The following is a 20425-nucleotide window of genomic DNA, read 5'->3' as shown; positions in this document are numbered from 1 at the left end:
GTTAGCACGTTACTTTTTTAAGAATGTTAAAAAATCAGCTTTTGGTAATGGTTTTGAAAATAAATAACCTTGCCCGTAGTCGCACCCGAGTCCAAGGAGTAACAGATGTTGTTCTTGGGTTTCGATCCCCTCGGCAATAACTTTGAGATTAAATTGGTGAGCCATAGTAATGATTGCTCTACAAAGAGCGAGTTCTTGGTTTCCTGCCTTTATGTTATCGACAAAGCATTTATCTATTTTTAAGTAATCAGCATCCATTTGCTGTAAGTAAGCAAGAGAAGAATAGCCCGTGCCAAAGTCATCAAGAGCTAACTCCATACCTGAATGCTCTAATGTTTTAAGACGTCTTTGAGTTAATGGTTCAGGGGTTATCATTAACCCTTCCGTAATTTCTGCGACGATTGAACTGAGCGGTAAATTAGCAGCCTTTAGTAGCTCAGGCCATTGATCAATGCCACTGTCTAAGCAGCTAAATTGTACCGGTGACACATTGATACTTAATTGAAAACCTTCATCCACTTGTGATCTTAAAGTGTTTAGCGTGTCTATTGCAGTAGTAAATACAAATTGACCTAATGGATTAATATACCGAGACTCTTCAGCTAAGGGAATAAAATGTGCAGGGCTAATTAGGCCTTTGCTTGGGTGTTGCCAACGTATTAAAGCTTCAGCTTTATGTATTTTACCTGTATCAAGATTTACAATTGGTTGATAGTGCAAGTCAAATTCTTGTTGCTCAATACCGTGGCGCATATCTTTTAACAGCTCCATCCTTGCTTGGGCTTGTTTTCGAAGGTTTACATTAAAGAACTTATAGCAGTTACGGCCGTTTTGTTTTGCTTGAAACATTGCTTGATCGGCAGCTTTAAGTAATTGCTCACAATTATCCCCATCATTTGGCGCGATGGCAATGCCGATACTTGCAGCAATATAGACTTCTTCACCTTCTAATTTAAAAGAGGTTGCCATGGCATCTAGCACATCTTGAGCGACTTTTTTAATATGTTCTTCGCTGATTAGTTTTGAATGAACAATCACAAATTCATCACCACCAATCCGGGCAATAAATTCAATGTCTGTAATGTTCTCCAGCAACCTTTTAGAGATGAGCTTTAAGAGCTTATCACCATAAAAATGCCCCAGAGTGTCATTGATATCTTTAAAGTGATCAAGGTCAAGTAGCATGACCACCAGTGGTTTGTTTAGGCTAACTTTACTCGCTAAACGTTGATTCAAACGCTCTTTTAATTCAATTCTGTTGGGCAAGTTTGTTAAATGATCAAAGTGGGTTTGATGCCAAATAAGTTCATCGGCTGCTTTTTTCTCTGTAATATCAGTAAAAATAGCAACCCTACGATGAGGTTGGTAATGTTCATCATAAACAGTGTCTATGGTTAGCCATTCGGTAAATAGCTCACCATTTTTACGTCGGTTGATGACTTCACCTTGCCAGCGGCCAGTTTCTTCTATTGCTTGCCACATTTGTTTATAAAATGATTTTTTGTGATTGCCTGAACTAAGAATTGATATTGGCTTCCCTAATACTTCATCTTTACGATACTGAGTTAAATCACAAAATGCAGGATTAACATCTAATATAATTGCACTTGGGTCAGTTATCACCATGCCCTCACTACTATTAGCGTAAACTAAAGAGGCTAAATTTGAGGCATGCTCGGCTTTTTTTCTCTGGCTGATATCTTGCAATACAATAGTGTATTCATTACTGGTTTGTTTAGCACTGATCCTGACTTCGTATATATGCTTAGAACTAGGGGAACTTTGAACGATCTCAAATTGTGCAGTATCATTTTTTGTAGGTAATTTTTTTAGTATTTGCTTACTTGCTTCTTCATCAAGCAGATCTCGTAAATGTAATTTGTCTCGCACTTTCAAAGGGCTATTTAGCTTAGAGGATTGGCCTCCTAAATTAAGCACATCACCGTGGATATTGATACGAATATAAATATCGGGTAGAGCACTTAATAAGCCGTTAAGCTCATCGTGCTGCCGTTTTATGTGTGCTTCAGAAGCTAAACGAGTTTGAGCCATATATTCAAAATGTTTATATAAATTATTAAGCTCTTCACTTTTAAGGCTAAATTGTTTGGGTAAATCACCTTTTGCAAGGTCTTGTATTGCTGTAGTTAAGCGTGTCAAGGGGGTTAATACGACTTGTTTTAATTGTATACGGGCAAAAATGCAAAGTAGAACTATCATGAGGGTAAAAGCGAGCAGAGTATTAAAAAATAATTGATTCGCTTTACCTATCGGCGCGTTAAAAGGAATAGCAACATAAACATTAAGTGAATTACTAACATTATCCCTATACATTTGCTGACTATGAATTACATAGCTTTTGTTTTTAAAATCAACAATGTTACTCACACCTGAAGTGCTATCGGTAAATCCATACTGGCTTATGCTTTGACCAAACATGTCACTATCATGATTTGAATTAGCAACAATACGGTTATGGTTATCGGTTATAACAGCTATAGCTCCATCAGGTAAGCGAAAGTTGGCTAGCTTTTTACTCCACCAATCTAAAGTGATTACAGTAACGACTGCGCCATATGGGGTTTGTTGAGTGTCGAGCAGTGGGTATGCGAAATTGACAGTATGTGTACCTAAACTTCGATCTTTTTGAAAAAAACCTATAGCAAAACTTTGAGTTTCGAGTGCGTTGATGTAGTACTGGCGATCTGAAATATTTATGTCTTTATTCATTCCGCTTAGTAGACATTGCGGCTGACCCTTAAGGTCAATAATACCGATATTTGCAATTTCAGGATTAAGAGACTGTATTTTTTCGAGGTAAGGCGGACAACCAGACTTTAACGGAGCCGCAAAAGCGTCTAGTTGTGCAAGCTCGACAGTAAAATGTTCAATCTCATTGAGTAAGCTTGTTTGTTGCGCCGCTAACTGTTCTGCAATAGCTAATGCTTGTAAACGGCTTTCTTTGAGCACATTTTCTTTTGCATGCCAAAGACTAAATAGAATTACTACAACGCCGGGTAAGCTTAATAAGACGAATAAACGATAAAGACGCTTTTGTAATGATGAAGATAAAATAACGACACTCTTTATTCTTAATATTTGAACCAAATTGTAGTCAATAAATCATTAAAAAACCATGTTTTTAATAAGGTTATAGCACTTTTGGTGTAACCGAATGTAATAAACTGTTTTATCTACTGGGTTTTTCAAACGGTGTCATTAAAGTATGAGGCATTTCTATCTAACTATAAGAGAATATTAGTAAAAATATATCCGTTGGAAATCTATGAATTATAGATAAGCATAAATTGAGCGCGCACTCGGAGTTATGGATTGAGGACTTCTTTGATTTACCATGTCGTAATCAGCTTTGCTCTATCGGAGCTTTATTATTACAGTAGGCGCAAAAGCCAAGTGAATTTACCCACAGTACTGATAACACCAGTTGAGTTCTTATTCGATTTTAAAGCTTGGTAACCTGCGCCTGCCGTGAAGGCACTGGCTAAACCGGCCTTAGAAACGGCAAAGCGTTTTAACCTGTATTTAAATGCTTGTTGATGTTGGCGTTTTAATTCATCTAAAGTATCCATTTCAGTACTGAGTTGGTCAACCTTGCTTTGGGGCTTATGAATAAAATAATCAATGAACATGGCTATCCTTAATACAGAGATTTACTCTTCGTTAATATTGAATAATTGTTTGACACTGCGAGAAGTTTTATCAAAGCCGATTTTACGACTTATATGACCAATATTTTTCCATAACCAAGCTAAACACAGCAGTTGCATCACTATCAATGACAACGCGGTTAACCAAATGGAATGACTTGCAGAAAAAATAGCTAAGCCAATAGTTGCTAAAAGGCCGGCCCATAGTAAAACGAGTCCGCCTGCAAAACTAACCAGTAATATGATCGTAAGAGCAAGTGAACGGGTAGATAAGCGCCATTCGGCAGCGGCAACCTGCTTACAGATACCTGCTTGTTGGCGATAATCTTGATATATCTGTTCGCCATATTGAGCTAGTTTAGCTATATGATCTTGCCACTGATCTGCACCTTGCGATGCAGTCTCAGTGGCTGAATGATCATTATTGCCTGAGTTGGTAGGCTGTTTCATAGTCAGATTACTTATTACGAACTAGTGCTGAAACTAACATGCCCGCAGCAAAGGCTATTCCCGCTGTTGCCAATGGGTTTTCGGCGGCAAATTTTCGGGTTTTACCACTGTATTGGTTTAGTTTTTCACGCGCAATTTGCTGTTTTTCTGACAATGTTTCAGCTGAGTTATTAGCACCTTCACGGATGTTTTGTTCTGCTGTTGCAGCGCGAGTAGATAAGGCGTCAACCGCGCTGTGAGCAGCAGAAGTTGCTTTATCAGTTAACGGAGCTTCAGCGTGTGGCGTTTTTGGATCAGTCTTGCTATTTGCTGATGTGGTCGTATTGGTAGTTGTAGTAGCCATAGTATTCCTTCCTTAAATAATTAAACTCGATGTGTATTTAACTATGCAGCCTTTATACCACCCTTAAAAATTAATAATAATCAATGTCTTGGATTTTAATTTAAAAGAAACACTTTCTCATTTAAAATTCTGGCGTAACAATTTCAGGCTGATTGAGTAAATTTTACAACGAGCAAATCCAGCCGTTTTACATATCTTCTATTTTGTTACTATTCATTGCTTATTCATTAAGCGGTTTAAACCACCTAGCATGCTAAAAAACCATAAAAAAATATTTTTTTATGTTTCTCTCCTTTTTCCCACGTAATTCAGTAGCTTTGCGTGAGCCCTTATATTTTCTGGCTTGAACAGGGGATTATAAGATTTTGCCGACTTGACAAAATAGCTTGTCAAGCCCTAAACTGGAGCACTGTGGTAAAAAGTGGTTTTTAGTGGATCAAATTGGATCAAACTTAATCTAAATGGATTAACAACTAATTTTAAATAGGCTTTTATGTTTCGCGGTGCGAGTTCACTTAGTATGGATGACAAAGGACGTTTTGCGGTACCGACTAAGTACCGAGATACTCTATTGTCTGAAGACTTAGGCACGGTGATTTGTACTATTGCTCTTAATGAGCCTTGCTTGTGGTTGTATCCACTTGCGCAATGGCAAGATATTGAAGAGCGCTTAGCTAAAGTTTCTAATATGAATCCACGCGCCCGACGCATGCAGCGTATGTTGTTAGGTAACGCAACAGAATACCAACTAGACAAAAATGGCCGAATCTTATTAGCACCGTCACTTCGTGCGCACGCAGATTTAGGTAAAAAAATAATGTTGGTCGGTTTAATGAATAAATTTGAGATCTGGGATGAAGAGCGCTGGCATGAGCAAATGCGCCAAGACACCGAAATAGAACGACTTGGTGACTTTGAATCTAGCCCTGACTTAGATAACTTCTCACTCTGATCGACTAAATCAAAAAAAGGCAAAAACTAACTAATGACAGCGCAATTTGAACACATATCCGTGCTAATGGACGAAACCATCGATGCCCTTGCTATTAAGCCTGACGGTATTTACATGGATGGTACGTTTGGTCGTGGCGGACACTCTGGGCAAATTTTAGCGCGCTTAGGAGATGCAGGCCGTTTACAGGCAATTGATCAGGATCCTCAAGCAATTAAAGCTGCTGAAAAATTTGCGAACGACCACCGTTTTGCCATTGCTCATACGCGTTTTTCAAATATATACGATGTCGCACAGCAAAACGATCTGTTAGGTAAAGTCGATGGTATCTTGCTAGATATTGGGGTGTCTTCACCACAGTTAGATGACGCTGAGCGTGGTTTTAGTTTTATGAAAGACGGACCTCTTGATATGCGTATGGACCCGACTAGTGGTCGAAGTGCAGCGCAGTGGCTCGCAGAAGCTGAGCTTGAAGATATAACTCACGTGATAAAAACCTACGGCGAAGAGAAGTTTGGCCGTCGTATAGCGCACAAGGTATTAGAGGTTCGTGAGCACACACCAATCACCACGACTAAGCAGTTAGCTGATTTAGTTGATGAAGCCGTGCCAGTAAAAGATAAGTTCAAGCATCCTGCGACTCGTACATTCCAAGCTATTCGTATTTATATCAACAGCGAACTTGAAGAAATCCAAACCGCACTGCAAGCAGCAATTGACGTATTGAAGCCAGGCGGGCGCTTAGTGGTGATTTCATTCCACTCGCTTGAAGATCGTATTGTTAAACAGTTTATTAAAAAACAGAGTAAGGGAGCAGCATTACCCAGAGGTCTGCCTTTAACTGACGCACAAATAAATAAAGACCTGACGTTAAAAGCAGTGGGTAAAGCTATTAAGCCAAGCAAAGATGAAATTGAACGTAATCCACGTTCGCGTAGTTCAGTGCTTAGGGTTGCACAGAGGTTGGGATGAAGGCAAAAGCGAATCATCGTCAGCCCAATTTATTTTTAGAGATTATCAAAGGCCTAGGAGCAAATAAGCTAACCTCGGCCTTGTTGGTTGTGATATTCGCATCAAGTTTGAGCGTGGTGCAAATTACCCATTTAGCTCGCCAAGAGTTAATTGAGCAAGATCAATTGCTACAAGAGCGGGATGAGCTTGATCTTGAATGGCGTTATTTGCTCGTAGAAGAAGAATTTTATTCGCAACATGCGCGCATTGAAGAAATAGCCACCATGCAGCTTCAAATGAAACGGCCTACTAGCCAAGATGAACAGGTGATAATACTGCCATGAGAAATAAAGGGAAGAAACCAGTCAATAGTTTGATCACGTGGCGTTTTATGCTGGTGTGCTCTGTTGTGCTGCTTGTCTTTGTTACTTTAGTGTCTCGTGCTGCCTACTTACAAGTTATAGAACCCGATAAAGCACGCTCAGAAAGTAATAAACGAACAGTACGAGTTGAAAAGCTCCATGTTCAGCGTGGGATGATATTTGACCGCCACGGTAAAGAGCTTGCAGTGAGTGTGCCGGTAGTAAGCGTGTATGCCGATCCAAAAGCACTACATAAATCGTTAGTTGCTAAAGTATTAAAACAAGCCCGTAAAAATGGCGAAGATCATAAATCATTAGCACAGAACACCCCTTTACTTGAACAACGAGTAGCACAGTACTATCAAAACGATCTTCGTTGGCGGAACTTGCTGATGTATTGCGGATTGAACCGAAAAAAATTAATAGCCGTTTACGTGATGACGCAAGCCGTCGCTTTGTCTATCTAAAGCGCCAAGTTACGCCTGCTGTAGCCAATTATATAGGGGACTTACGTCTTCCTGGTATTCACTTACTGGATGAATCAAAACGTTACTACCCAGCTGGCGAAGTAACAGCGCATGTTCTTGGCTTTACCAATATTGATGGTAAAGGAATCGAAGGTATCGAAAAACTGTACGAAAATGCGCTTACTGGTGAAGAAGGTCGTCGTACGATTCGTAAAGATGCTAGAGGGCGTGAAGTAGAAGTACTTGATGAACGTGAACGCGTAGAGCCTGAAAATATTCAATTAAGTATCGATCAACGCATTCAAGCGATTGCTTACAAAGCCGTTAAATCAGCTGTATTAACGTATAAAGCCACTTCAGGTTCGGCCATGGTGGTTGATGTTAAAACCGGTGAAGTACTAGCAATGGTCAATAGCCCTTCATTCAATCCAAATAACTTAAATGATGCCGCGCCACACAAACGTCGCAACCGTGCGATAACTGATTTGTTTGAACCGGGCTCAACCGTTAAGCCTCTAGCCATTTTAGCTGGATTAGACTACGGCACAATCCAACCGGATGACAAGGTCGATACTTACCCAGGCTGGATGCGCCTAGGCGGCAGCTTAGTACAAGATACGCGTAACCATGGCGAAATGACCTTACGTGAGATTTTAAAATATTCAAGCAATATGGGCGTGACCAAAATAAGCCAAACAGTGCCAAAAGACTATTTTGTTGGTTTATATCAAAAAGTAGGTTTTGGTAGTGACAGTGGTACAGGTATGGTTGGCGAGAGTAGCGGTTTATTTTACCCAGATCGTCGTTGGTCTGATCATGAAATCGCGGCGTTATCGTTTGGTTACAACCTTGCTGTAAGTACTGCTCAAATGGCCCGTTTTTATGCCATGTTGGGGGCTGGTGGCGTAAACCGTCCGCTTACTATATTAAAACAAGATGGCATTCCTGAAGGCGAACGAATCTTTCAGCAGCAAGACGTTGAAGCTGTTGTGCATATGATGGAAAGCGTATTTGAGGAAGGTGGCACAGCGAACCGTATAAAAGTTGACGGATATCGTGCCGCGGGTAAAACAGGTACCTCTAAAAAAGCCGCCGTTGGTGGTTATGGTGATGAATACGTTGGCTATTTTGCAGGACTCGCGCCAGCAAGTAATCCGCGTTTAGCTGTGGTAGTGATGATCAATGAGCCCGGTGGAGATGTTTACTATGGTGGCGCAACGGCTGGACCGGCGTTTGCTGAAATAATCTCTAATTCACTAAGAATTTTAAACGTAGCGCCAGATAAGAATTCAGTGGCGTACGTTAAGGGCAAAGATGATGGTGCGTGATTTACACACAATTTTAAAACACATTGAAATAGATGCAACTAGCTTAATGGTTAATGAGTTGCGACTTGATAGCCGTGAAGTTAAACCCGGCGATGTATTTGTTGCCATTAAGGGTCATCAGTTGGATGGCGGGCGATTTATAGATCAAGCCATTAAAAATGGTGCAGTGGCGGTTATTGCAGATCGATTATGTGAGTTTGATAGCGACTTTGAGCAATTATATCTATCTTCGGATTTAGATAAAAAACTTCCTGTACTTGCTAATCACTTTTATCAAAAGCCTAGTAAACAGCTCGATTTAATTGGTGTTACCGGCACCAATGGTAAATCTACAACCACAGCGATGATTGCTCATTTAGCAAATTACTGTGCAAAGCCCTCAGCGATTATTGGCACGTTAGGGTACGGCGCACCTGAGCAGCTAACACCACTTATCAATACCACGCCTTCGAGTGTTGATTTACAGCGTATTTTATCGGAGTTGGTGACAGAGCAAAAACAGCTCGTGGCTATGGAAGTGTCGTCACATGGTTTGGTGCAGCACCGTGTTACTGGTAGCCAATTCAAAGCAGCCGTATTTACCAACTTATCTCGTGATCATTTAGATTATCACGGTGATATGGCAAGTTATGCTGATGCTAAGTTGATGTTAATGCGAGACTTTGATGCTCAATTAGTCATCTTAAATCAAGATGACAATCAAGTGCAGCAATGGTTAGAGCAATATGGTTTCACTAACTTAATATGCTATGGCCGCAAAGATTTAGTGCCCAAAGGCGCTAGGTTTGTGCACTTTACCGATGTAAACTACCACAAATCAGGTATTTCGGCGCAATTAACCACAAGTTGGGGCAATATTGCTATAGAATGCCCGTTGTTTGGTGAGTTTAATTTATATAATTTAACCGCTGCGATTGCCACGTTATTGGGGCTTGGCTTTCCACTGCAAGATTTAGCTGCTGGCTGTGCAAGCTTGCAACCTGTCGCAGGGCGTATGCAGGCTTTTAGTGCACCAGGTAAACCAACGTGTATCGTTGACTACGCCCACACACCAGATGCATTAGCTCTGGCATTACAAGCATTACAACAGCATGTCCCAGGCGGTGTAAGTTGTGTATTTGGTTGTGGTGGTGATCGTGATAAGGGTAAGCGCCCGATGATGGCTAAGGCTGCTGAGCAGTATGCGAATACAGTGATTGTAACTAGCGATAACCCGCGTAGCGAAGACCCTGAACAGATCATTGCAGATGTCGCTGCAGGCTTAGATAAACCACAAGAAGCGCACTTAGAAGCGGATCGTGGCGCAGCAATCGCATTTGCTATTGATAATGCTCAAGATAATGAAGTAGTTTTAATCGCTGGCAAAGGCCATGAAGATTATCAAATTATTGGGTCGCAAAGAATTGATTTTTGTGACCGCAAATTTGTACAACAATACTTAAAAGAACAAATAAGAGGATCGCAGTTATGATCCCTATGGATTTCGATTGGCTAGCGAATGTGTTAGCAACTGATAGCCCGCGAGGCAATCAAATAATAAAAAATATAAACACTGACACCCGTACTTTGTGTGATGGTGAGGTATTTTTAGCGCTACAAGGGCCTAACTTTGATGGCCATAAATTTGTCGAGCAAGCAAAAAGTAAAGGTGCAATTGCGGCGATTGTACATCGTAAAGTTGATGTAGATATTCCTCAGTTTTTAGTGACTGACACTCGTTTGGCCTTGGGTAAAGTTGGTGCGGCAGTGATGGCAACAGTAGCCCCTAAGACCATTGCAATTACCGGTAGTGTCGGTAAAACCACGGTTAAAGAAATGTGCGCGGCCATTCTTTCGTCGCACGGTGAAGTACTTGCCACTAAAGGTAATTTTAATAATGATATAGGTGTGCCATTAACTTTACTTAGGTTAGAACCACAACACCAATATGCAGTTATCGAGTTAGGTGCAAACCACATTGGTGAAATTGCCTACACGGCGGCGATGACAAAACCTGATGTTGCTGTGGTATGCAATGTTGCAGCCGCACATATTGAAGGGTTTGGTTCACTTGAAGGCGTAGCCACTGCTAAAGGCGAAATATATGATGGTTTAAAGCCAAATGGTGTCGCTATTGTTAATTGTGATAGTGAATTTAGCCAACAATGGTTAGATAAACTAGCGCAAAATAATATTAAACGTGTATCCAGCTCGCAGCAGCTAGATGTATGGGCTGAAGACATTTCCCTTGATGCACACGCTCACGCATCATTTTATATTTGTAATAAAACACACCGAGTACCCGTTAAGTTGGCGTTACCTGGACGTCATAATGTGATGAACGCCTTAATTGCCGTTGCATTAACCAGCGAGTTTGGTGTTAGTGTTGAAAACGCAGCTACTGCACTTGCTACTATGGATGAAGTGCAAGGGCGGGTTAATATGATCAACGTGAGCGACACACTGACTGTAATTGATGACACCTATAATGCAAACGTTGAATCTGTAAAAGCAGCCATTGATCTACTGAGTGATATTGAAGGACAACGCATCTTAGCATTTGGTGATATGGGGGAGCTTGGTGAAGAAGCTCGCATGTATCATCAGCAAGTAGGTGAATACGCAAAACATAAAGGGATCGATGAACTTTATACCTTAGGTGTGCTTAGTAAGTATGCCAGTGATGAATTTGAAAAACCAAATAGACATTTCTCTAGTCGTGACCAATTGCTGCAGCAATTAGAAACTGGGTTAACTGACAAATCACAAAAAACCACCATAGTCGTGAAAGGATCGCGCAGTTCTCGAATGGAATTACTCGTACAAGATTTAGTTAACAGCCAGCAAGTTGGCAGCAATGGAGTACCTAAATGTTAGTTTGGCTGGCAGAATATTTAACCCAATATTACAGTGCATTTAATGTATTTTCATACCTAACGGTACGTGCTGTATTTGGTATTTTAACAGCGTTATTAATTTCGTTGTATTTCGGCCCTAAGTTGATACGCGGCCTGCAAAAAATGCAAATTGGCCAAGTAGTACGTGATGACGGGCCAGAATCCCATCTATCGAAAAAAGGCACCCCAACGATGGGTGGCTTACTTATTTTAGCGTCAATATTTACCAGTACATTGTTGTGGGCAGATTTGGCAAATAAATATGTATGGGCAACTTTATTTGTAATTGGTTCATTGGGCATTGTTGGGTTTGTGGATGATTATCGTAAAGTTATTCGTAAAGACCCTAAAGGCTTAATAGCCAAATGGAAGTACTTTTGGCAATCAGTTATCGCGTTGGTTGTTGCTTGTGCGTTGTTTTTTACTGCAAATCACGCCGATGAAACCTCGCTTGTAGTGCCATTTTTTAAAGATGTATTACCGCAATTAGGTTTGTTTTATATTGTAATGACTTACTTTGTGGTTGTAGGCACATCGAACGCGGTGAATTTAACCGACGGCCTTGATGGCTTGGCAATCGTACCAACTATTTTAGTTGCGGCGGCCTTGGCAATTATTGCTTATTTAACCGGTAACGTTAATTTCTCAGCTTATTTACATATTCCGCATTTACCACTGGCCAGTGAGTTAGTTGTCGTTTGTACTGCGATTGTAGGCGCAGGGCTTGGATTTCTATGGTTTAACACTTATCCAGCGCAAGTATTTATGGGTGATGTTGGCTCCCTCGCGCTTGGTGGCGCACTAGGTATTATTGCCGTACTGGTTCGTCAAGAGTTGGTATTAGTGATTATGGGCGGCGTATTCGTGATGGAAGCTTTGTCAGTAATCTTACAGGTAGGGTCATACAAACTTCGCGGTCAGCGAATCTTTAGAATGGCGCCTATTCACCATCATTACGAATTAAAAGGTTGGCCAGAACCGCGAGTTATTGTACGTTTTTGGATTATATCAATCGTACTTGTTTTGGCAGGCTTAGTAACATTAAAGATCAGGTAAATGAGCTATTTAAACGAGATACAAAACAAACGCATAACAGTGCTTGGACTCGGTGTAACCGGTCTGGGCATTGTGCGTTTTCTATTGTCTCATAATATTACGCCAACCATTGCTGATAGTCGTCAGTCTCCACCGGGTATAGATTGGTTAAACCAGCATGCCCCACAGCTTACTACTAAGTTTGGTGATTTAAATAGTGCTGAACTAAACACTCAAGATATTATTATTATCAGCCCTGGGCTTAGCTTATCGACACCAGCTGTGGTTGAGGCAATTGCTGCGGGTGTTGAAGTAATAGGTGATATTGAATTATTTGCCCGACTTAATGATAAACCAGTGATTGCGGTTACAGGCTCAAATGGTAAATCAACCGTGGTGACACTTGCCTTTGATGTTCTCAAAATGGCTGGGTTTAAAGTTGGTTTAGGTGGCAATATTGGCACAGCGGTACTTGATTTACTTGCCGGCGATTTTGATGTGTTTGTGCTGGAGCTTTCGAGTTTCCAATTAGACACCACAAAAAGCTTAAAACCTATCAGCGCCACAGTATTAAATGTATCAGAAGATCACCTTGATCGTTATGTTAATTACCAAGCTTACATAGACTCTAAACAAACAATTTATAGCCATGCTGCTTTAGCTGTAGTTAACAAAAGTGATGTGGCGACTCATTGCGATATTAATCCGCAAGTGAGCTTTGCTTTATCTAACGCAGATTATTGTTTATCAACATACAATGGTGAGCCTTACTTTACTGCTCACGGTAAAGCCGTCTTACCTGTTAGCAGCCTCGGAGTTGTGGGGAGTCATAATCAACTCAATGCGTTATCAGTTATGGCGTTATTGCAGCCTTTTGAGGTGCCAGTTGAGCAATTTGCTAAGGCATTTTCTGCATTTAAAGGGCTTGCTCATCGTTGTCAGTTTGTTGCTGAGCAAGATGGAGTTAAATATTTTAATGACTCAAAAGCAACGAATGTAGGGGCAACAATAGCCGCAATAGATAGTCTTGCGGAGCAAGCTAAGCAACTTATTGTGATTGCTGGCGGAGATGCCAAAGGTGCGGATTTAGAGGCACTAAAACCTTATTTGCAAGATAAAGTCAAAGCACTGATTTGTTTTGGTAAAGATGCGAATGCACTTGTGGCACTGACAGATAAAGGCCGTTTAACTGAAAACATGCCACAGGCGGTAAGTCTTGCTAAAACATTGGCTGAAACCGGTGATTATGTGCTGCTAGCACCAGCGTGTGCCAGTATCGACATGTATAACAACTACATGCAACGTGGCGATCATTTTAGCGAGTGTGTTAGGGCGGTTGAGCAATGATAGCACTGACTGATATTCGAGAAGCGCTTACACCTAAGCAGTCGGCTCAGCTTTATGATGTGCCTTTGCTGTATTGTGTGATCATGCTTATTGGTGTTGGTTTTGTCATGGTAACCAGCGCCTCAATGCCTACCGCTGAGCGTTTATTTGATAACCCTTATCATATCACTATTCGTCATAGTATGTTTTTAGCCATGAGCTTTGCGCTATTTTGGATAGCTTGCAGTATGCCAATGGATTGGTGGAAGCGCTCCAACCCATATTTATTATTATTGGGAATGGTGCTGTTAATTATTGTATTAATTGTTGGCCGCGAAGTTAATGGTGCAAAACGTTGGATCCCCATAGGCCCTATTGGCTTTCAGGTAGCAGAAGCCGCAAAACTGTTCTTCTTTAGTTATATTGCAGGCTACCTGGTACGTAAGCGGACTGAAGTGCAAGAGAACATCAAAGGTTTTGCTAAGCCTATTGCAGTATTTGCAGTATACGCACTGTTAATTTTACTACAGCCGGACTTAGGGACTGTGGTGGTTATGTTTGTGACCACCGTTGGCCTGTTATTTTTAGCGGGCGCTAAACTTTGGCAGTTTTTTGCATTGATCTTAACGGGTATAGGTTTAGTGGTATTACTCATTATTGTTGAGCCATATCGTATGGCCCGTGTGGTTGGTTTTTTAGAGCCGTGGGATGATCCGTTTGGTAAGGGCTACCAATTAGTCCAGTCTTTAATGGCTTATGGTCAAGGTGGTTGGTTTGGTCAAGGGCTTGGCAATAGCGTACAAAAATTACAATACTTGCCAGAAGCACATAACGATTTCATTTTTGCTGTAATAGGCGAAGAGCTTGGCTTTATTGGTGTATTAAGTATTTTAATGGTGTTCTGCATTTTAGTTTTTCGTGCTCTTTTAATTGGGCAACAAGCGCTTAAATGTGGCAAAGAATATGAAGGGTACTTTTCATTAGCGATAGGTATTTGGTTTGCCTTTCAAACTATGGTTAATGTAGGTGCCAGTGCCGGTATTTTACCAACCAAAGGGCTTACCTTGCCATTTGTCTCTTATGGTGGTTCCAGTTTATTGATTATGACCATTGCCGCAGGAATATTATTTCGCGTTGATTTTGAAACAAAAATGGCAACCAAACAAGCAACATCCCGAGGAGGTAAGCGATGAGCAAAAAATTAGTCGTCGTTGCCGGTGGTACGGGCGGGCATATTTTTCCTGGTATAGCTGTAGCACAACATTTAATACAACAAGGTTGGCAAGTAAGCTGGATTGGTACCGCTGATCGAATGGAAGCGCAGGTTGTACCTAAGCATAATATTGACATTAACTTTATCAATGTTAAAGGCGTGCGTGGGAATGGTTTGAAGCGTTTAGTTAAAGCACCTTTTATGGTGATTAATGCCATTTTACAAGCACGTAAAGTATTAAAACAACAGCGCCCAGATGTGGTACTTGCGATGGGGGGTATGTTACAGGGCCAACTGGAATTGCAGCAAAAAGCTTAGGTATACCTTTGGTTATCCATGAGCAAAATGCGGTCGCTGGGATGAGTAATAAGTGGCTGGCAAAGTTTGCCAATAAAGTACTGGCTGCATTTCCCAGTGCATTTGCGATTGGTCAGAGTGAGGTTGTCGGTAACCCTGTTCGCCAAAGCGTAACGCAGGTAGCTGTTCGTAATGCTACCAGCCCTATCAACATTTTAGTTGTAGGTGGTTCACTAGGTGCTCAGGTACTAAATAGCACACTACCTACAACCTTTAAGCAATTATCTAAAATATGCGAACTAAATATTTGGCATCAAACGGGTAAAGGGCATTTAGGGGCGGTTACAGAGGCTTACACAGAGCAAAACTTTAATACTGAGCAAATAAGAGCGGCTGAATTTATTGATGACATGGACACCGCTTATGGCTGGGCAGATATTGTTATTTGCCGTGCAGGGGCGTTAACTGTTAGTGAAATAGCAGCAGCAGGAAAAATGGCGTTATTTGTGCCGTTTCCTCATGCTGTTGACGATCATCAAACTGCCAATGCTCAATTTTTGGTAAGCGCTGAAGCTGCTTTATTAATGCCTCAGGGGCAATTTCAACAAGACGCGATTGTTGATTTGTTACGGCCATTTTTAGCAAAACCTGAATTAATTGATCAGATGGCGAAGCGTGCTAAAGCACTCGCTATACTGGATGCTACAGCGCATGTTGCACAGCACTGTGAGCAAGTAATAGATAAAAAGAGAGCCGTGTGAACGAATTAAATAAACAAGTAAATGCTGGTCAACAAAGATCAACACGCCCAGCAATGAGACGAATCGACACCATTCACTTTATAGGTATTGGTGGGGCAGGTATGGGCGGTATCGCAGAAGTACTAGCCTTTGAGGGGTATCGAATCACTGGTTCTGATATTGCTCATAGTGCTATGACAGAGCGTTTAATTCAAGCAGGCGCAGAAGTATTTATTGGTCATCATCAAAGTAACATAAAAGATGCCAATGTAGTGGTGGTTTCAAGTGCGATTGATGAAACAAACCCAGAAATTATTGCCGCAAAGGCGGCGCGTATTCCAGTTGTTCGCCGTGCTGAAATGTTAGCTGAGTTAATGCGTTTTCGCCACGGCATTGCAATTGCTGGCACTCATGGTAAAACCACAACAACAAGCTTAATTGCCAGTATTTATGCTCAAGCTGGGCTTGATCCGACCTTTATTATTGGTGGTTTGCTTAATAGTGCCGGCAGTAATGCAAAGGTGGGTAAAAGTGATTTTTTAATTGCAGAAGCAGATGAAAGTGATGCATCGTTTTTGCATTTACAACCCATGGTGTCAGTGATCACTAATATCGAAGAAGATCACATGGAAACCTACGGTGGTAGCTTAGAAAAAATGAAAGACACCTATGTTGACTTCATTCATAACTTACCGTTTTATGGCTTAGCCGTGGTGTGTATCGATTCAGAGGTGGCCGCTGAACTTATCCCGCGTTTTGGTCGTCCAGTGATCACTTATGGTGAATCTGCTGATGCCGATTACCGCATGCTGAACTTTAGCCAGAAAGGTAATACGTGTGACTTTACAGTACGCACTAAGCAAGGCTCCGAGTTAAGTATTCAGCTAAATATGCCTGGAATACATAATGCGCTTAACGCAACGGCTGCGATTGCTGTTGCCAAAGATCAGAATATTTCTGATCAGGCAATTTTACAGGCTCTACAAAAGTTTGAAGGCGTAGGCCGTCGTTTTCAGCATTACGGTAATTTTGCCACTGAACGCGGTGATGTAATGTTGGTGGATGATTATGGTCATCACCCATCAGAAGTGGCGGCTACAATTGCAGCTGTGCGAGAAGGTTGGCCTGATAAGCGTTTAGTTATGATTTATCAGCCACACAGGTTTACCCGAACCCGCGATTTGTACGAAGACTTTGTCAAAGTACTTGCTGATGTTGATCAACTTTTATTGCTTGATGTATACAGTGCAGGCGAGGAGCCAATTATAGGTGCTGATAGCAAAAGCCTTTGCCGTAGCCTCCGTCAACGCGGTAAAGAGCCGCTGCATATAGCAAGTAATTCAGAATTAGCTGGGGTGCTGGCAAATATATTACAGGGCAATGACTTAGTTTTAACGCAAGGGGCTGGTAATATAGGTCAATTAGTTAAAAAGTTAGCAGCAACTGAGTTGTCAATAGAACAACTTAAGCAGGTAGAAGTATGACTCATTTAAGCACACAATTTGGCAAGGTTGCAGTATTATTAGGCGGCCATTCAGCTGAACGTGAAGTATCGCTAAAATCAGGTCAAGCAGTGCTTAATGCATTACAAAATGCGGGTATTAATGCTATTGCTTTTGACCCGAAAGAGCAGCCTTTGTGGCAGCTAAAAGAGCTTGCTGTAGAGCGTGTATTTATCGCCCTGCATGGTCGCGGTGGTGAAGATGGTACTATTCAAGGTGCACTTGAATTTATGGGCATACCTTATACCGGTAGTAATGTATTGGGGTCGGCACTGGCAATGGATAAAATCCGTTGTAAGCACTTATTTAAATCGGCAGGTTTAAGTACAGCACCTTACGCGGTTGTTGATAGCAAGCGTGGCTTTGATGCTCAAGTAATAATGAGTGAGCTGAAAAAAGTAATGGTTAAGCCTTCTCATGAAGGGTCAAGCATTGGTATGGCACAGGCAAACAATGCTGACGAATTAACGGCTGCGCTTAATGATGCATTCGAATTTGACAGCCAAGTATTGGTTGAACAATGGATATCTGGCCGTGAATTTACTATCACGGTACTTGGTGATGATGTACAACCTGTGATTGAAATGACCACACCAAATGGTTTTTATGACTATCAAGCTAAATATCAATCAACCACAACGCAGTACCATTGCCCTGCAGATTTATCTGCACAAGATACGCAACTACTGCAAGATATGGCACTACAAGCATTTGACTTAGTGGGTGCCAGTGGGTGGGGACGAGTAGACGCTATGCAGGATGAACATGGTAACTTCTATTTATTAGAAGTTAATACTGTACCCGGAATGACTGAAAAATCTTTAGTGCCAATGGCTGCAAAAGCAAATGGTGCAAGCTTTGAGCAATTAGTTGTTCGCATTTTGGAGCAAACACTTTAATATGCATCCCCTTTTGGAAAAAAGCGCAGCAGTTAAAACAGCGATTAAATTGGTCGCTGATTTTTGGTGTTAGCTTTTTTTTGGTGGTGATATTTAGTTTAGTGCAAGTCACCAGCGGTGTTAGACAATGGCTAGTAGAGAATAAAGATGCTCAAATAAAACATTTAGCAGTGCTAGGTGAGCCAAAACACACTGATGAAACAGCCATTATTAAGGCAATTAAACAAGCTGATCTATCGAGCTTTTTTGATTTAGATGTTATCCATGTACAAAATTTAGTGCAGGATTTACCTTGGGTAGCCACAGCATCAGTACGTAAACAGTGGCCAGACACACTACAGGTTTATGTTGTTGAACATCAAGCTGTTGCTATTTGGAATAGTGATTTATTGCTCAACCAAAGCGGCGAGGTGTTTCAGGCCAGTAGTGAGCAACTAATTGATAAGCTACCTCAGTTATATGGCCCTGAAGGCAGTGAAATAGAGGCTTGGACTGCATTTAAACAGTTTAATGACATGCTTAGTTTGAACAACTTACAACTCACTAGCTTGGCATTGTCGGAGCGCTTTTCATGGCAGTTGTGGCTTGCAAATGGTATTAAGCTTAATTTGGGCCGAAAAGAAAAAGCAAAGCGGGTGCAGCGGTTTATAGATGTGTACCCGAGAATGGAAAAACGTGCAGATGCACAAGTAGATGTAGTGGATTTACGGTATGATACCGGCCTTGCGGTGAGCTGGAAGCTCCTGGAAGAAGCGCAATTACAAAATAAGAGTAAGGCATGACTAAGTCAGCAGAAAGAAACCTAGTGATTGGATTGGACGTTGGTACCTCAAAAGTGGTGGCCACGGTTGGTGAAATCACCGCAGATAATAAACTCAGCATTGTTGGAGTTGGTAGCCAAGTATCCCATGGTATGGATAAAGGTGGTGTGAACGACCTGAATTTGGTATCTGAGTCTATTCGTCGTGCAATTGATGAAGCAGAGCTAATGGCTGATTGTCGTATTAGCTCAGTTTACTTGGGTATTTCGGGTAAGCACATCCAATGTCAAAATGAAAACGGTGTGGTGGCAATTAATAATACAGAAGTCACTGATGAAGATATTGAGAATGTAATTCACATTGCGCGCTCGGTACCGATTTCTGCTGAACGCAAAATGTTGCATGCTTTACCACAAGAGTACAGCATAGATATGCAAGAGGGGATTAAAAACCCATTAGGTATGAGTGGCGTACGAATGGAAGCTCGCGCCCATATCATTACTTGCTCAAACGATATGGCAAAAAATATTGAAAAGTGTGTTGAGCGTTGTGGCTTAGAAGTTGACCAACTTATATTTACCGCTTTAGCGTCATGCTATTCAGTATTAACTGATGATGAAAAAGAACCCGGTGTTGCCGTGCTCGATATTGGTGGTGGTACAATGGACATCACTATTTATATTAATGGTGCGCTACGTCATTCGGCGGTGATCCCGGTTGCGGGCAACCAAGTAACGGGTGATATTGCAAAAAATATTTCGCACGCCGATATCACATGCTGAATCACTCAAGGTACAATACGCCTGTGCGAGTAGTCAGATGGCTAGTAGCGAAGACACGATTGAAGTGCCAAGCGTTGGTGGACGCCCGGCACGGTTAATGTCGCGACATACTTTATCAGAAGTTGTTGAGCCACGTTTTAGAGAGTTATTTGAACTGGCGATGGAAGAAATTCGCCGTTCAGGTTTAGAAGACCAAATTGCAGCAGGGCTCGTCATAACAGGCGGCAGTGCTAAAATGGCTGGTGCGATGGAAGTAGCAGAAGATATCTTTCAAATGCCAGTAAGAGTAGGCAAACCAATCGGGATGGTTGGTTTGACAGATTATGTAGATGACCCTTCATATGCAACGGCGGTGGGCTTATTAAAGTACGGCCGTACAATGCAATCGATGAATGCACAAAAGTCGAAACCTGAAGGTGATAACAATTGGTGGAACCGTATAACGAAGTGGTTTCAAGGCGAGTTTTAATACT

The 20425-nt window shown here is 41.5% G+C and carries 16 protein-coding genes and 3 pseudogenes; 15 read left to right on the top strand and 4 right to left on the bottom strand.

The features are described 5' to 3' along the window. Positions 1-9 precede the first annotated feature (9 nt). The 4 genes from ACU8V8_RS13805 to ACU8V8_RS13790 all read right to left on the bottom strand — a co-directional run bounded on the left by ACU8V8_RS13805 (position 10) and on the right by ACU8V8_RS13790 (position 4461). A complete protein-coding gene (locus ACU8V8_RS13805; protein WP_446887882.1) occupies positions 10-3108 on the bottom strand; it encodes an EAL domain-containing protein in 3099 nt (1032 codons plus the stop codon). A gap of 284 nt (positions 3109-3392) precedes the next feature. Next, positions 3393-3650 carry a hypothetical protein gene (locus ACU8V8_RS13800; RefSeq protein WP_446887881.1) on the bottom strand — a complete coding sequence of 86 codons (258 nt, stop codon included), beginning with the start codon at positions 3648-3650 and terminating at the stop codon, positions 3393-3395. 21 nt (positions 3651-3671) lie between these two features. Next, positions 3672-4118: a hypothetical protein gene (locus ACU8V8_RS13795; RefSeq protein ID WP_446887880.1), complete on the bottom strand. Its 447-nt coding sequence runs from the start codon at positions 4116-4118 to the stop codon at positions 3672-3674. Positions 4119-4125: 7 nt separating this feature from the next. Continuing rightward, positions 4126-4461, bottom strand: coding sequence for a DUF883 domain-containing protein (locus ACU8V8_RS13790; protein WP_446887879.1), 336 nt, complete (start codon positions 4459-4461; stop codon positions 4126-4128). Positions 4462-4954: 493 nt separating this feature from the next. Between ACU8V8_RS13790 and mraZ the strand changes: the two genes are divergently transcribed. From mraZ to ftsA, 15 genes and pseudogenes are all read left to right on the top strand, one after another. Next, on the top strand, positions 4955-5413 hold the full coding sequence (mraZ, locus tag ACU8V8_RS13785) for a division/cell wall cluster transcriptional repressor MraZ (protein ID WP_446887878.1): 459 nt from the start codon (positions 4955-4957) through the stop codon (positions 5411-5413). A 33-nt stretch (positions 5414-5446) separates the two neighbouring features. Then, positions 5447-6385 (top strand): 16S rRNA (cytosine(1402)-N(4))-methyltransferase RsmH, encoded by a 939-nt coding sequence (gene rsmH, locus ACU8V8_RS13780; RefSeq protein WP_446887877.1) that lies wholly within the window; start codon positions 5447-5449, stop codon positions 6383-6385. Then, complete coding sequence (ftsL, locus tag ACU8V8_RS13775) at positions 6382-6708, top strand: cell division protein FtsL (RefSeq protein ID WP_446887876.1); 327 nt, start codon at positions 6382-6384, stop codon at positions 6706-6708. The genes rsmH and ftsL overlap by 4 nt, the downstream gene beginning before the upstream one ends. Further along, a pseudogene (locus ACU8V8_RS13770) lies at positions 6705-8521 on the top strand (penicillin-binding transpeptidase domain-containing protein). Before ftsL ends, ACU8V8_RS13770 begins: the two are co-directional and overlap by 4 nt. After that, entirely contained in the window at positions 8514-9992 is a 1479-nt protein-coding gene (murE, locus tag ACU8V8_RS13765) for a UDP-N-acetylmuramoyl-L-alanyl-D-glutamate--2,6-diaminopimelate ligase (protein WP_446889645.1), read from the top strand. Before ACU8V8_RS13770 ends, murE begins: the two are co-directional and overlap by 8 nt. Beyond that, on the top strand, positions 9989-11377 hold the full coding sequence (locus ACU8V8_RS13760; protein WP_446887875.1) for a UDP-N-acetylmuramoyl-tripeptide--D-alanyl-D-alanine ligase: 1389 nt from the start codon (positions 9989-9991) through the stop codon (positions 11375-11377). The genes murE and ACU8V8_RS13760 overlap by 4 nt, the downstream gene beginning before the upstream one ends. Next, on the top strand, positions 11371-12453 hold the full coding sequence (gene mraY, locus ACU8V8_RS13755) for a phospho-N-acetylmuramoyl-pentapeptide-transferase (protein WP_446887874.1): 1083 nt from the start codon (positions 11371-11373) through the stop codon (positions 12451-12453). Before ACU8V8_RS13760 ends, mraY begins: the two co-directional genes overlap by 7 nt. After that, positions 12454-13779, top strand: a complete 1326-nt coding sequence (gene murD / locus ACU8V8_RS13750) for a UDP-N-acetylmuramoyl-L-alanine--D-glutamate ligase (RefSeq protein WP_446887873.1) — start codon at positions 12454-12456, stop codon at positions 13777-13779. Next, the gene (ftsW, locus tag ACU8V8_RS13745; protein ID WP_446887872.1) at positions 13776-14951 is read left to right on the top strand and encodes a cell division protein FtsW; all 1176 of its coding nucleotides are present in this window, start codon (positions 13776-13778) and stop codon (positions 14949-14951) included. The genes murD and ftsW overlap by 4 nt, the downstream gene beginning before the upstream one ends. Further along, a pseudogene (locus ACU8V8_RS13740) lies at positions 14948-15312 on the top strand (UDP-N-acetylglucosamine--N-acetylmuramyl-(pentapeptide) pyrophosphoryl-undecaprenol N-acetylglucosamine transferase); the annotation flags it as partial. The gene ftsW and the pseudogene ACU8V8_RS13740, both read left to right, overlap by 4 nt. Positions 15313-15330: 18 nt before the next feature. Continuing rightward, positions 15331-16029 (top strand): UDP-N-acetylglucosamine--N-acetylmuramyl-(pentapeptide) pyrophosphoryl-undecaprenol N-acetylglucosamine transferase, encoded by a 699-nt coding sequence (locus ACU8V8_RS13735; protein WP_446889644.1) that lies wholly within the window; start codon positions 15331-15333, stop codon positions 16027-16029. Between the two features lie 53 nt (positions 16030-16082). Continuing rightward, the gene (gene murC, locus ACU8V8_RS13730; protein ID WP_446889643.1) at positions 16083-17492 is read left to right on the top strand and encodes a UDP-N-acetylmuramate--L-alanine ligase; all 1410 of its coding nucleotides are present in this window, start codon (positions 16083-16085) and stop codon (positions 17490-17492) included. Further along, positions 17489-18409 (top strand): D-alanine--D-alanine ligase, encoded by a 921-nt coding sequence (locus tag ACU8V8_RS13725; protein ID WP_446887871.1) that lies wholly within the window; start codon positions 17489-17491, stop codon positions 18407-18409. The genes murC and ACU8V8_RS13725 overlap by 4 nt, the downstream gene beginning before the upstream one ends. A gap of 5 nt (positions 18410-18414) precedes the next feature. Beyond that, positions 18415-19191 (top strand): cell division protein FtsQ/DivIB, encoded by a 777-nt coding sequence (locus tag ACU8V8_RS13720; protein ID WP_446889642.1) that lies wholly within the window; start codon positions 18415-18417, stop codon positions 19189-19191. Beyond that, a pseudogene (gene ftsA / locus ACU8V8_RS13715) lies at positions 19188-20421 on the top strand (cell division protein FtsA). The gene ACU8V8_RS13720 and the pseudogene ftsA overlap by 4 nt, the downstream one beginning before the upstream one ends. Positions 20422-20425 lie beyond the last annotated feature (4 nt).

This window comes from Pseudoalteromonas sp. SaAl2 (assembly GCF_052947895.1).
Note: the sequence above shows the minus strand (reverse complement) of the source record. Positions and strands in the feature narration are given on the sequence as shown.